General features: G+C 56.5%; 10 protein-coding genes. 5 read left to right on the top strand and 5 right to left on the bottom strand.

Annotation, left to right across the window (positions count from 1 at the left end; all coding sequences use genetic code 11):
* Nucleotides 1–254: 254 nt before the first annotated feature.
* Nucleotides 255–1,346, bottom strand: a complete 1,092-nt coding sequence (locus ACR0IY_RS13320) for a ParB/RepB/Spo0J family partition protein (protein WP_480674036.1) — start codon at nt 1,344–1,346, stop codon at nt 255–257.
* Nucleotides 1,339–2,724, bottom strand: a complete 1,386-nt coding sequence (locus ACR0IY_RS13315) for an AAA family ATPase (protein ID WP_480674034.1) — start codon at nt 2,722–2,724, stop codon at nt 1,339–1,341. Before ACR0IY_RS13315 ends, ACR0IY_RS13320 begins: the two co-directional genes overlap by 8 nt.
* 581 nt (nt 2,725–3,305) lie before the next feature.
* Here ACR0IY_RS13315 and ACR0IY_RS13310 point away from each other — a divergent pair.
* Complete coding sequence (locus ACR0IY_RS13310) at nt 3,306–4,565, top strand: replication initiation protein (RefSeq protein ID WP_480674032.1); 1,260 nt, start codon at nt 3,306–3,308, stop codon at nt 4,563–4,565.
* Between the two features lie 36 nt (nt 4,566–4,601).
* On the opposite strand, the gene ACR0IY_RS13305 is transcribed toward ACR0IY_RS13310, so the two are convergent.
* Both ACR0IY_RS13305 and ACR0IY_RS13300 read right to left on the bottom strand, forming a co-directional pair.
* A complete protein-coding gene (locus tag ACR0IY_RS13305) occupies nt 4,602–6,908 on the bottom strand; it encodes a Tex family protein (protein ID WP_480674030.1) in 2,307 nt (768 codons plus the stop codon).
* Nucleotides 6,909–6,972: 64 nt separating this feature from the next.
* Nucleotides 6,973–8,004, bottom strand: coding sequence for an Ldh family oxidoreductase (locus tag ACR0IY_RS13300; RefSeq protein WP_480674028.1), 1,032 nt, complete (start codon nt 8,002–8,004; stop codon nt 6,973–6,975).
* Between the two features lie 203 nt (nt 8,005–8,207).
* Here ACR0IY_RS13300 and ACR0IY_RS13295 point away from each other — a divergent pair, with 203 nt between their 5' ends.
* Genes ACR0IY_RS13295 through ACR0IY_RS13285 form a run of 3 tightly spaced genes read left to right on the top strand, consistent with a single transcriptional unit; the run spans nt 8,208 to nt 10,614 of the window.
* On the top strand, nt 8,208–8,744 hold the full coding sequence (locus tag ACR0IY_RS13295) for an RNA polymerase sigma factor (RefSeq protein WP_480674026.1): 537 nt from the start codon (nt 8,208–8,210) through the stop codon (nt 8,742–8,744).
* Nucleotides 8,741–9,475: a hypothetical protein gene (locus ACR0IY_RS13290; protein WP_480674025.1), complete on the top strand. Its 735-nt coding sequence runs from the start codon at nt 8,741–8,743 to the stop codon at nt 9,473–9,475. Before ACR0IY_RS13295 ends, ACR0IY_RS13290 begins: the two co-directional genes overlap by 4 nt.
* A 59-nt stretch (nt 9,476–9,534) precedes the next feature.
* Nucleotides 9,535–10,614, top strand: coding sequence for a helix-turn-helix domain-containing protein (locus tag ACR0IY_RS13285; RefSeq protein WP_480674023.1), 1,080 nt, complete (start codon nt 9,535–9,537; stop codon nt 10,612–10,614).
* Here the strand turns inward: ACR0IY_RS13285 and ACR0IY_RS13280 are convergent.
* Nucleotides 10,587–11,477: a LysR substrate-binding domain-containing protein gene (locus ACR0IY_RS13280; RefSeq protein WP_480674021.1), complete on the bottom strand. Its 891-nt coding sequence runs from the start codon at nt 11,475–11,477 to the stop codon at nt 10,587–10,589. The two genes, ACR0IY_RS13285 and ACR0IY_RS13280, sit on opposite strands and share 28 nt — an antisense overlap.
* 104 nt (nt 11,478–11,581) lie before the next feature.
* On the opposite strand from ACR0IY_RS13280, the gene ACR0IY_RS13275 reads away from it, so the two are divergent.
* Nucleotides 11,582–12,460 (top strand): phytanoyl-CoA dioxygenase family protein, encoded by an 879-nt coding sequence (locus ACR0IY_RS13275; RefSeq protein ID WP_480674019.1) that lies wholly within the window; start codon nt 11,582–11,584, stop codon nt 12,458–12,460.
* Nucleotides 12,461–12,574 lie beyond the last annotated feature (114 nt).

Here is a 12,574-nt window from a genome sequence, read left to right as displayed (position 1 = left end):
CGTCGGGCTTTCGACTATTTGCCGAGATCGCAAGATAAGTGTGTCCGGCAGGTCGCTGGCGCTGGCCGTTCTAAAAGTTTGCGACACATCCCTTTATTGCTCTATCTATCACCATTTAATGCGCAAAAAAAACACTTTTTGCGTACTTCCTAGACTGTCTCCCACATGCCTTCTAAAATGGACATGCCATCGGGGCAGCAGAGACCGGCACTTATGGTCTGTCGCTGTTGTCCATAAATAATGGTTTAAGGGTTTCAACCTCGGGTTTCGTCACGAAACTGGTTCAAAAAATGGCCTAGTTGTTCGACGATCTCTTGCCCGTCTTCTGTCGTCAGATTCTTGTCACGAACACGCACTCGCAATTCACCAGCGGAGACTTCCGCCAGGATACTGCCGCCCCCGGAAAGAGCCATCGGGGCAAGGCGTTGAACCTGCTGTGGCCTCCCGCCTCGCGCTTTGTCTTTTGTCGCGCTAGGGGTCTCTTTCAGAGCAGCCTCCAGCAACTCCCACTCTGACTTGGGATCAACCTCCCCTGCCCCTGCCAACGCTTGCCGTAGCCGGGATTGTGCTCCATCCCGCAGCGCCGCGGCCAGTTTCAGACCAGCCTTTTCTGACAGGGCAACGGGGTGCTGTAACAGGTCGCCTAGGGCCTCATGCACCATTGCAAAGCTCCGAACTTTAGATCGCTTTGCCTTTGAGGCCGCTGCAAACAAAACATCAACCGCTGCTTCAGTCGAGGCAAAGACCCCCTGCCCCGCCGACAAGACCGCAATCCGGCCCCTCTCATATGGCGTCAGATTTGATCTGAGTTCATTTTCCTCGACCATTGACACATAAGCACCCTGGCCGGACCCTGCTTCGCGAATGAAAGCAGGAATTTCAGCAAAGCGCGCGTCGGTTTCAGCCAAACGCCGGAATGCATCTAGTCTTCGGAATCCCGAAATCAGGCCATACCCTTCCCCATCACGGGTCACCTCAATGGGAGTGCGCAACCCGTGAACTCGAAGAGAGTCCAACAGTTCTGCCATTGCTTCTTCGTCATTGACCATCCGGTCCCGTCGAATGTAGTCAGCATCGATCTGATCCAACGGCAGCAATTCCGCAACCAGCCCAGCCTCATGAGCGTCCCGCCATTTTGTTGCGTCGCCCTGATCCTGCGCCAAAGCAAGCCGATCTGTAACAGCGGTCATTCCATTCAAGGCGGCCGCCTCAGCCGCAACTTGCGCAATTGGTGGGGCCGACGACTTGGTCTCAAAAGGGCTGATGGACGGTTTCGCGGCGAAACCCGCCTCAAGTTCTTCAAGCTCTGCCGTGTCCGGCGCTGTCAATCTTCTGCGTTTAGCCATCTGCCTGTTCTCCCATCTGCGCATCGCGCCACCAGCACCCAATCAGAACCTGCTTGAATTCCGCATAGGTCCGGTCAAACGTCTCCCTGCCCCGTACATACGTGTCGCGGTTGAAATCCCGGTAATCCGCTTCGTATATACCGTTAACTTGCTCACCAGCCTGACCCACCAGCGCTGTATAGTCCTGGCGATAGGCGTTCATGAAATCCCCAAAATAAGCCTGGATCACATTCGCCATATCGGTCTGCTGGCTGGCGTCAAACCGGGTAATAATCGCCCGAACGACGTCCCACTCGAACTTGAGTTCGGGCAACCCCGCTGCTCTTTGTGCGGCGTTCTCACCATCTTCGATGCTTGCAAACGTCGTGTAGAGCATGTCGAAGAACCGACCCGTCGAGTCAAATTCAAGAAATGACGCTCCTAGTGGAACCAGCAATATGTCAGCGGCGGCCAATGCATTAATCGTAAGGTACCCAAGTGCAGGAGGAGTATCGAGGAATACGATATCGTAATCGTTCAACACACCTTCGTCGTGAAGGAAATTCGTTAACCCATCCCACAATGGCCAGCTCCGCAGGCCCATACGCCAGACAGGGATTTGGAACTCAGCCCAATAGAGGTTCAACTGAGCGCCAATGAGATCAATGTTCGGCCAATGGGTTTTTTGAATCACATCATGGGGCAGGGTGTTAAGTGCCTCCTGCAGCGTCTCGTCCAACGGAATCTCCGGTTGCCCTGCCGCATTCCGAACTCGATTTTCCTCCTGCACTGCACGCGCATAATCCTTGGCGATCAACGGGAATACAGTTTGCCATTCGTCCGCAACATTTCCACCCAGAATGGAAGTCATCGACCCCTGACTGTCCAGGTCAATCACCAGAACCTTATACCCATCCAGCGCAGCGGACATGGCAAGATGGGCAGCGGTCGAGGTTTTACCCACGCCACCCTTGAAATTGGCGACCGCAACAACCTTTGCCGGCAACCCTTCGGGTCGGTAGGGTAAATATTCTTTGGTGCTAACACCTTCGGTCGCAAAATGCTTTCGAAGAATAAGTACTTCGTCCAGTGTAAACCACTTGGAACCAGCCTCTCCTTCACCTTGCGGTAAATCCGGATTGGCCTTGAGAACGCGCCGCAGATGAGCGGGCGCAACCGGGATCAGATATTTTGTTATTTCCCATATTGAAAACCGACGCAGTCGCTTTTCTCCATCCGGAGCATATCCCCGTCGCGCGAGATCTTCTCGTCCTTTGGCACAGAAGGTGGCCGCTTTTGCGAATCGAGATGTCCCGATAGGATCGGGGAGCTTCTGGGCTGCAATTTCTGGGTCCAGATTCAAATAGGGTGGCAAAGGAGGTTGGGTAGATTTATTCACTGTCGATGCCTCAGATAATGTTCGCCTTGTCGGCGTATATTGCTCATCTTAGCGAACATTTATTCGGCACGCTATCCTCTGATGGAGAGTTTTCCACAATTTATACGTTGAACAGGTGGTTTCGTGACGAAACCAAAAGAAAATGAAGGCACAGCATGCAACAAAGGGTTTATTTTTTTTAGATAGTTTAGAATCTTTGAGTTGAAAAACCCTAATAAAAACAATAATTAAGCGCTCACTCGGCACCTAGATACGGGATAAAAGGTGCCTGATTCCGGGATCAAAGGTACCAATATACAGGCTCTGTGGTGCCGAGCTTCGGGAAGAAGGGCGCCGATTCGCAGGACTTTGAAATCCAACGCTGTTTAGACCCTATTTCTCCGCATTTGACTGCCTGGATTCGGATATCAGAATCGGAAAAGGTGGTTTCTGACTCGGCGTTCTGTGGATAACTGAGGGCCTCTTCTACAATGGTACCCATATCCGGGATCACCCACCTCCTGTATTTGGGTACCCAAAATAGATTGATCCACGGGTACTTTTCATGTCAGAAATAGCAAAACGAGCAGCCAGGCAGAATCATGCCGGATACACAATTGGACATGGACCAGCTTTCTGGCGCACTGCGCCGGGAAACGGTTAAGAAAAATGTTGCCGCAATTCACATCAGCGGCAAGCTAACTCTGTTGCAGCGTAAGCTGTCGAACGTTTTGTTGCTGAATGCCTATGATGCATTAACTTCGGCGCCGACCCACACTATCGACGCACGTACGCTCGCTATGATGGTTGGTTACAACTCCAATGACTTTGACACCTTGCGTGCAAGCCTGCGCGCATTGGCCGAAACGGTGGCGGAATGGGACATGCTGGATGAGCAAGGCCGTCAGGAATGGGGGGTGTCGTCTCTGCTCAGCTTTGCCAAGCTCAAGAACGGGGTTTGTGAATATGCTTACTCACCAGCCTTGGCGCAAAAGCTTTATGATCCTAAGATTTATGCTTTGATCAACGTCCAAATTCAAAGGAATTTCAGTTCGGGCCACGGGCTGGCTCTCTATGAAAACTGTTATCGCTTTGTCCGAACCGGCTCCACCGGCTGGTGGGCTCTGGATGTCTTTCGCAAACTCATGGGGGTCGATGGAAGCGACTATTACAGCAGCTTCAAGCACCTGAATGCGAAGATTATCAAGCCAGCCGTTGCCGAGGTGAATAAAAGCTCGGACATACTGATCGAGCCCGAGTTCCAGAAGAAAGGGCGCAGTGTTACGGACATCAGGTTTTTGATTAAGGGCAACCCGCAGAAGACGATGTTCGAAATAGACGACAGCGATGGTGTTCGAAATCTGCAGGTGTACAAGACTTTGCGCAAACAGGGGGTGTCGGACCGGTTGGCGCGCCAGTGGATCGCTGAGCACGGAGAAGATTACGTTCAGCAAAAGCTGGACTACGTCAGTGGGCAGGGTGATGTAAAGTCAACTGTCGGCTACCTGTCCGCCGCGTTGCGCGATGACTATCAACCGCCAGAGAAAGAAACCCCAGCTGAACCCAGCCCCGAAGCAATTGCGGCCGCTCGAGAGAGGGAAGCTAACAAAGTCCGGGAGGACCAGGCATACGAGGCGCGTGCGGCAGAACGCTCAGAGCGATCACGCAAACTGTCCATCGTTGAAGAGTTGGTTTCGCGGCGAAACCCAACGCAACGCGACGCGGACAAGCGGCTATTCATCGCCGGGCTCGACAACGATCTGGACCGTGAACATTTCCGCGCGCATGGCTGGCGGTCAGGTTTGAACGCCAACGCTATCTTTGAGTTTTGGAAAGAGCTTGAGCCCGACGCATTTACTTAAGCAAAAAGAGAAGGGGCTGGTGCATCCCTCTGACCCTCATTTGTTTTTTAGCGCGGATTTTAACGCATCGGCGAATGCATTGTTGTGTGCATTATCGCTAAATTTTGCGCGTTGCGATCCCGTGGCTTTTGAAGAGTTGCGACTCTTTTTATTCCCACGGCTTGCGCGATCTTCGCGCGCCGATGCTCCGCCATCTTTTCGCATGGTCAATCCGATCCGCTTGCGGGGGACATCCACTTCGACCACGGTGACTTTGACGACCTGGCCGGTCTTGACCACTTCATGGGGGTCTTTGACAAAGCGGTCCGCCAATTGGCTGACATGAACCAACCCATCCTGATGCACCCCGATATCTACAAATGCGCCAAAAGCGGCGACATTGGTCACCGTGCCTTCCAACACCATGCCTGGCTTCAGATCGGTAATAGCCTCAATGCCGTCAGCGAAGGACGCCGTGACAAAGCTGGGTCGTGGATCACGGCCGGGTTTCTCCAACTCGGCAAAGATGTCACGCACAGTGGGCAACCCGAACGTGTCATCAACAAACTGCTCAGCACGCAGTCCCTTGAGCGCCCCTTCGTGGCCCATGATCTGACGGATATCGCGCCCACAGGCCGAAACGACCCGCCGGGCAACGTCATACGCTTCGGGGTGAACCGACGAGGCATCAAGAGGCTCGGAGCCATCGCGTATGCGCAAAAACCCTGCAGATTGCTCATAAGCGCGAGGGCCGAGGCGCGCGACCTTCAACAACTCCTTGCGGGATTGGAATGCACCGTTCAGATCGCGATGCATAACAATCGCTTCGGCGAGCCCGGGACCAAGGCCTGACACATGAGAGAGCAGGGGTGCAGACGCCGTGTTCAGATCGACACCGACCGCGTTCACAACGTCTTCGATGACCGAGGCCAGTGATTGGGATAGCCTGTGCTGATCTACGTCATGCTGATATTGGCCGACCCCGATAGACTTAGGTTCAATCTTCACCAACTCAGCCAGCGGGTCTTGCAGGCGCCGGGCGATCGAAACGGCGCCGCGCAAAGAAACATCGAGATCTGGGAACTCGCGTGCTGCCAGTTCCGACGCCGAGTACACGGATGCCCCTGCTTCGGACACAACAACTTTGGTTGGGGCGGTAACAGTTTTGGGTAGCAGTTTCAGGGTGTCAGCCACCATCTTTTCGGTCTCACGGCTGGCGGTGCCGTTGCCAATTGCGATCAACTCAATCTTGTGGGTGGTGATCAGTTTCAGAATGGCCGCTTGCGCACCGCGCAGATCGTTCTTGGGTTGAAAAGGATAGAGAGTATCGGTCGCAATTACCTTGCCTGTGGCGTCTACGACCGCAGCTTTGACACCCGTGCGAATGCCTGGGTCAAGACCCAGCGTCGCCCGTGCCCCTGCCGGGGCGGAAAACAATAAATCTTTGAGATTACGAGAGAAAACCTGAATAGCCTCATCTTGTGCTCTGGTTCGGAGATCTGCCATCAATTCAACCATCATCGACAGGGAAAGTTTCACCCGCCATGTCCACCCGGCCACTTTGCGCAGCCAGCGGTCACCGGGGCCATCGCCTCGGGTCTGCAGATGTGCGGCAACAATCGCCTCTGCTCTGGCCGCGCCAGTTTCCGGCTCGGGCGCGATATCCAGCGTCACGATACCTTCTTTCGAGGCGCGCAACATCGCCAGCGCACGATGGGACGGCGTCTTGGCCCACGGTTCCGAGTGACCGAAATAATCACTGAACTTCGCGCCTTCCTGTTCCTTACCGTCGATCACCTTCGAGGTCAGCAACGCCTCGCGCTGCATGAAACTGCGCAATTCCCCCAATAGGGCGGCATTTTCGGTCAGCCGTTCGGTAATTATGTCGCGCGCGCCGTTCAGCGCATCCTTCGTTGCCGGAACGGCGTCAGTGACATAACTCTGCGCCAAAGTTTCAGGATCAACAGCGCGATCTGTCAGGATAGCATCCGCCAGCGGCTCCAACCCGTTTTCGCTCGCGATCATCGCCTTTGTGCGGCGTTTGGGTTTGTAGGGCAGGTAGATGTCTTCCAACTGCGCTTTGGTGTCCGCTTGCAGGATGGATTTGGTCAGTTCGTCGGTCAGTTTGCCCTGATCCTTGATCGAGTTCAGGATCGTTTCACGCCGCGCCTCCAGTTCCCGCAAATAAGTCAGACGGTCGGAGAGTGTCCGCAATTGGGTATCGTCCAGACCGCCAGTTACCTCTTTGCGGTAGCGGGCGACAAACGGCACCGTGGCTCCTTCGTCCAGCAGTTTGACTGCGGCCCCAACCTGTTCGGGGCGGGCATTGATCTCGGTGGCGATGGTGCGGGCGATGCGGTCCAAGGGGGCCTCCTGAAAATGTCTGGAGAACCTACTTAGCCAGCCGCATCACCAAGGGGAAGGGGTTTTAGGATGCCTGTTCCTGTTCGGCCAAAGCTTGCAGATCGTCGTGCAGGGTTTTTGCAATTTCCACGTATCCTCGGGCTGTGTTATGCGCCCGCGCGGCGAACCGTCGTTGCGAGGGCAGGCGGGCACCCTGATCCGTGATGTCAGCGAACAAACGTTCAGCGCGGGCGTCATTTTCGACGACCCGCCCACCGCTGAAGTGCGCCGGATCGAAGGCTATGATGATTTCACCATGATAGGGAGCACCACCTGCACCATCGGCAAATTCCATGCTTTCAAGGCTGGTCAGATCATCGATCAAAGGCCCGGCCAGCAGTTCGATCATGATCGACAGGGCCGACCCCTTGTAGCTACCGAAGGTCAGCATCGCGCCATCCATCGCGGCCTGCGGATCGGTTGTCGGGTTGCCGTACTTGTCGATTGCGACGCCCTCGGGCAGGGGCTTGCCTGCACGGCGGTAGAGTTCGATCTCACCACGGGCGAAGGCGCTAGTGGCGAAATCGAAGGTGAACGGGTCCTTGCCCTGACGCGGCCAACTAAAGGCCAGCGGGTTGGTGCCAAGGCTCCCGCGCGTGCCGCCAGCGGGAGCCACCCAGGAATGGCTGGGCACCATCACCATTGCGGCGAGACCAGCGGCAGACAGGCGCTCCACCTCGGGCCAAAGTGCGGAGAAATGAAAACAGCGGTTGATCGCCAAAGCTGCGATACCATGAGTCCGGGTTTTCTCGATCAGAACAGGCAAGGCTTTCTCAAATGCCAACAAAGACATTCCGCCCCGCGCGTCCACACGAACGACCGCATTGTCCGAAAGTGTAAGAGCCGGAGCTGCACTACCGTCGATCTTGCCTGCCTTCATCGTGTCGCAGCACATAAACAGGCGAAACAGCCCGTGGGATTGGCAATCATCGATCTGACAGGTGGTCAGCGTGTCTGCGATGGCAGCGGCATGATCACGGCCGAACCCGGATTTGGTCAGGATTGTCAGGCTGAGGTTCCTGATTTCATCCAGTGTCAGCTTGACTGTCTCGCTCATGCCCATTGCCTCTGCTACCTGTGACAGAACAAGGCATAGCGCGGCGGGGTAGGTAAATGAAAGTCCGGTTTCGGACCCTGTCAGCCCGACCTACCGTGAGAGCCTTCAACATAAGTTTCATTTCATTTCGGCTCGGGTTATGTCAGTCCTGACCCAGCGGGTATAGCCCGAGATTGAAATAAACACAGGTCGCGAATTTTTAGATGGGCGGTGAATTAAGTTCGGAACAGGCCGTGCGCGGTGCGATCCAGACACATTCGAAACGTGTCTGGCGGTTTGGGCTGGCGTTGTCCGGTGCGTCGGATGTGGCCGATGATCTGCTGCAATCGACATGCTTGCGCGCGTTGGAACGTCATCATCAGGTCACGTCGTATGAGCGGCTGGACAGTTGGCTAATCACCATCTGCCGCTCAATCTGGCTGAATGAGGTGCGGGCGCGTTCGGTTCGCAAAGCGCAGGCGCTGTCTGTCACACCTGAGGAGGAATTGGTCGCAGTTGGCGTGGACGCGGAAACGAATATTTTCGCTGCTGAAGTGTTTACACAAGTGATGCACCTGCCAGAGGCGCAGAGGGAAACGGTCATGCTGGTTTTCGTCGAAGGCTACAGCTATCGCGAGGCTGCCGCATTGCTGGAGGTGCCGATAGGTACGATCATGAGCCGACTATCCAACGCCCGGCAGAAATTGAAAAACGTGATGCAGCATGAGGCGGCAGATGTCGTTCGACGGAGTGGCAAATGAAGTTTTCCGATGAAATGCTGGTGGCGTATTTGGAAGGCACTCTGGATGAGGCCGAGGCCCGTGTGATCGAAGACGCGGTTGAGGCCGATCCCGTTCTCGAACAGCGCCTTATGGCATTGGATTCGATTGCGCCTGTTGTGCAGGCTGTATTTGCGGGCGTGCCTACCAAAGTGCCCCGGGCGAATCTGCCCGAACCGTCGGTTCGGGCAGGTGGCGGTGGCCTACGGTTGTTAGCCGTTGCAGCTTCGGTGGCGGTAGTCGCTGTGTCGGCAACCTATTGGGCCATGCGTCCCGCCCCGTTGGGCTGGGCCGAGCAGGCGGCAATCTATCAATCGCTTTACGGGCCGGATACAATTGCGGGGTTGGACAATTCTCCGCAGATTTTGGATGCGCAATTTGCGCAGGCTGAGGAATTGCTTGGCCGATCGCTGAACCGCGAAGCGCTGGAGGCTTTGCCGGGCGGAGAGGTGAAACGCGCGCAGCTTCTGTCATTCAAAGGTAAGCCGCTGGTACAGGTCGTGTTTGCCAACGCGCAAGGGCAACCGTTTGCATTCTGTGTCATCAAGCAGGGCGAAGGCGCGCCGAACAGGGATTTGAAACAAGCGGTGCTCAGCGGTTTGGCCACTGCGACCTGGGCGCAGGACGGCTATGGTTACATGCTGATCGGTAGTAAAGGGCAGACCGATCTGGGCGAGCAGCTGGACACCTTGACCACGACTTTTGCGGGCTGACTCTGCAAAATCGCAGAAACGCCTTGTGAACCCGTCCAAATCCCCGAAATATACTTGGTATGACAAGCAAACCCGTCATCCCTGATCCGGATGAGGACGCCGAAGCGGTCGGTCCTCCCAGTCTCTATGACACTGATCCGCCGGATGACGAAGACCTTTGGTTTCTGCCGCCGGATGACGAAGCGGCGTCCGAGGATTTTTTGCCTCCGGGGCCAAAGGTCGACCGCCGCATGTTGTTCGATCCACGGGAATGGCGCGCTGCACAGGATCAATTGTCCCACGAGCTGGCTGATCTGGCCGCGATATTCGGTGCGCTGGATGAGCGTCTGCGGGCGGGTCCAGATGGTTGGTCGCATCGTCTGGCATTAATGGATGTGTCGGATCTGGGATGGTGGACTGGGGACCGTATCAGCGTTGACCGGCTGGCCCTGTGGACCGGATTGCGGATCGGTGCCACCGGAGACGACGTACAAGCCCTGTTTCGCGCTGGCTGGGCCGTGCGACGCTTGACCGCCGGCCCGGGTCCGTCAGAAGGCGGATGGGAAACCGGCCTGACTGCGTTTTTGGACCGCATGGCGCAGGGAATCGAAGAAATTCCCGAAGCTGTGGCCGATCTGGCCGAAGTCATGCGCAACAGCGAGGGGCTACATCCGGTTACGCAGTCTGCAATAGCCTTCCATGCCTGGCGCGCGCTGGCTCAGGGGATTGGGCAGGATACTGAGGCTGCAATAATCGCGGCCCGTCACGCGGCGATGATGGGGCGAGGAGGGGCGATTTTCATGCCCTTGGCCTTGTCAGGGCCGGGAGCGCTGCGCGGCGTAGGTGAAGTCGATGAAAAGCTCTCGGCCTGGATTCGGGGGGCGGGGCAAGCTGCATTGGCGGCGCTGATGCATCTTGACCGGGTCAGCGCCTGGGATCAGCGTGCTCGCGAGGCCACCAGTGGGCTGAGTGGTCGAACGCCACCCATGTTGATCGACGCATTGACTGCCTGGCCGATGGTTTCGGCGCCGTTGGCCGAGGAGCTGACACAAGCTTCACGCGCGGCGGTGCAACGCAATATCGACCGGTTTACCCGTCGCGGCCTGATCCGCGAGGTGACAGGGCAGGGGCGTTACCGGGTCTGGACAGCGGCGCTGTAGTCCAGCAACCATTCGCGAAAGGCGCGGGCAGGGGGGCGCAGCGCGGCGCGGGATTCGTATATCAGATGATAGGCTTCCTGCCCCGGAACCTCGATTTCGGGCAGACAGGGGACGAGGCCCGATAAAGCCATAATCCGATCAGATGCGGGCGCACGGGCCAGCGCGATGCCGCTGCCACTGGCAGACAGTTCAGCGGCCATCAAAGAATTGTCGGCAAAAAAATAGCGTGCCTGTCCTGCGGGCAGGCGCAGGGCCTCGAACAGATGCAGCCAACTGGCGCGGTGGGTCGATACCTCAATTAAGGTGAATTGAAACAGGTCCTGCGGATGTTGGATCCGCGCGGCAATGTCTGGTGGGGCGACGGGGTACAGGCGCTCGCGCAGCAGCGGGTCGCCTTGGGTACCGTAGAGGGTCGGATTACCAAACACGATTTGCAGATCGGTGAACTGATTGACGAAATCCGACACTAGGTTCCCGGTTGTGAGCGAAAGGGTGATGCGGGGATGCGTCAATTGAAAGTCAGGCAACCCTTGCGCCAGAACGCCATGGGCAAAAAGCAGAACGGATTGTACGAACAGCCGCTGCTCACGCGTTTCGCCAAACAGCCCTGTTGTGGCTGATTCCAGCATCACAAGGGATTGCTGAACCGATGGTAAATATGCCCGGCCAGCTTCGGTCAGAGTTACCGCGTGTGGGTGGCGATGAAACAACGGCGTTCCCAGCCGCGTTTCAAGCGCCTTAACCTGCTGGCTGATTGCCGCTGCTGACATGTTCAGCTGGACTGCCGCACGGGCAAAGCTTTCGGTCCGAGCGGCTGCTTCGAACACGCGCAGCCAGTTGAGAGAGGGGATGCGGGATGCCATGCAGCATAGGCTAAGCAAAACTTAACCTGACGGGCAAGAGGCCGCGCGCTGGTTGATCTGCGTTCGGGGTTATCGTGCGGTGACACGCAGCCATGAGGTATACCATGTCAAACCCCCCATCTCGTAGCGCACTGACTGCCGCGCAGACCGAGCAATATTGGAAAGACGGGTTTCTTTTCCCGCTGACAGTTTTTTCGACCGATGAGGCCGCAGATATCCGAAAGGGCCTTGAACGGTTGGAACAGGAGTGGCTGTCGGGGGATTTGCCCCTGCCGCTGAACACCTACAAACGGGTGAACGCGCATCTTGTGATTCCTCTGGCCGCCAGAATCGCGTTGGATGATCGGGTTCTGAATGTGGTCGAGGGCGTTTTGGGGCCGGACATCATGGTCTGGTCTGCAGAGTTCTTCATCAAAGAGGCCAACACCGATCACGCCGTAGGTATGCACCAGGACCTGACCTATTGGGGGATGGGAGAAACGCCGGACCAGGTTACGGCCTGGATCGCGCTATCGCCCGCTACGGTGGAAAGCGGCTGTATGGATTTCGTGCGGGCCAGCCACAAGAACCCGATCCTGCCGCACAATGATACCTATTCAGACACCAACCTTTTGTCGCGCGGGCAAGAAATCGCGGTCGAGGTTGCCGAAGACGACAAAACCCATATCGAACTGGCACCCGGGCAAATGTCACTGCATCACGGTTTGACCATTCACGGGTCTGGTCCAAACCAGTCGGACGATCGTCGGATCGGGCTGGCGATCCGGTACCTTAATCCCAATGCCAAGCAGTTGGTCGCGGACCGTGACTATGCATTGCTGGCCCGTGGTCGTGACGATCAATCGAATTTTGTGCATGTCGACCCCCCGCGCGAACTGTTTTCAAAAGAAGCGCTGGCGCTGTACGAGCAGGTACGCCGCGATCAAAGCAAAGCTCTGGCCGAAGGCGCGAAAAGCTCGGTACCCCTATACGCCGCTACGTGACCAACTTCGGGGATCGGGCGGGGCCAGCCAATGCTTGCTCCGTCGCTCTGGGTTGCATTCCTAGATTTCTTGCTGTTTCTGAATGGGTAAACAGGCATTCAGAACTTTGCAGGA

The organism is Ruegeria sp. BC1, from assembly GCF_056539305.1.
This window is presented reverse-complemented; position numbering and strand designations above follow the sequence as displayed.

What these genes read in the sequence shown, in the direction of transcription:
- ACR0IY_RS13290 (WP_480674025.1), top strand. Translation starts at nt 8,741, where the DNA reads ATGAAGTTTTCCGATGAAATGCTGGTGGCGTATTTGGAAGGCACTCTG.
- ACR0IY_RS13320 (WP_480674036.1), bottom strand. Translation starts at nt 1,346, where the DNA reads ATGGCTAAACGCAGAAGATTGACAGCGCCGGACACGGCAGAGCTTGAA.
- ACR0IY_RS13310 (WP_480674032.1), top strand. Translation starts at nt 3,306, where the DNA reads ATGCCGGATACACAATTGGACATGGACCAGCTTTCTGGCGCACTGCGC.
- ACR0IY_RS13285 (WP_480674023.1), top strand. Translation starts at nt 9,535, where the DNA reads ATGACAAGCAAACCCGTCATCCCTGATCCGGATGAGGACGCCGAAGCG.
- ACR0IY_RS13295 (WP_480674026.1), top strand. Translation starts at nt 8,208, where the DNA reads ATGGGCGGTGAATTAAGTTCGGAACAGGCCGTGCGCGGTGCGATCCAG.
- ACR0IY_RS13280 (WP_480674021.1), bottom strand. Translation starts at nt 11,477, where the DNA reads ATGGCATCCCGCATCCCCTCTCTCAACTGGCTGCGCGTGTTCGAAGCA.
- ACR0IY_RS13300 (WP_480674028.1), bottom strand. Translation starts at nt 8,004, where the DNA reads ATGAGCGAGACAGTCAAGCTGACACTGGATGAAATCAGGAACCTCAGC.
- ACR0IY_RS13275 (WP_480674019.1), top strand. Translation starts at nt 11,582, where the DNA reads ATGTCAAACCCCCCATCTCGTAGCGCACTGACTGCCGCGCAGACCGAG.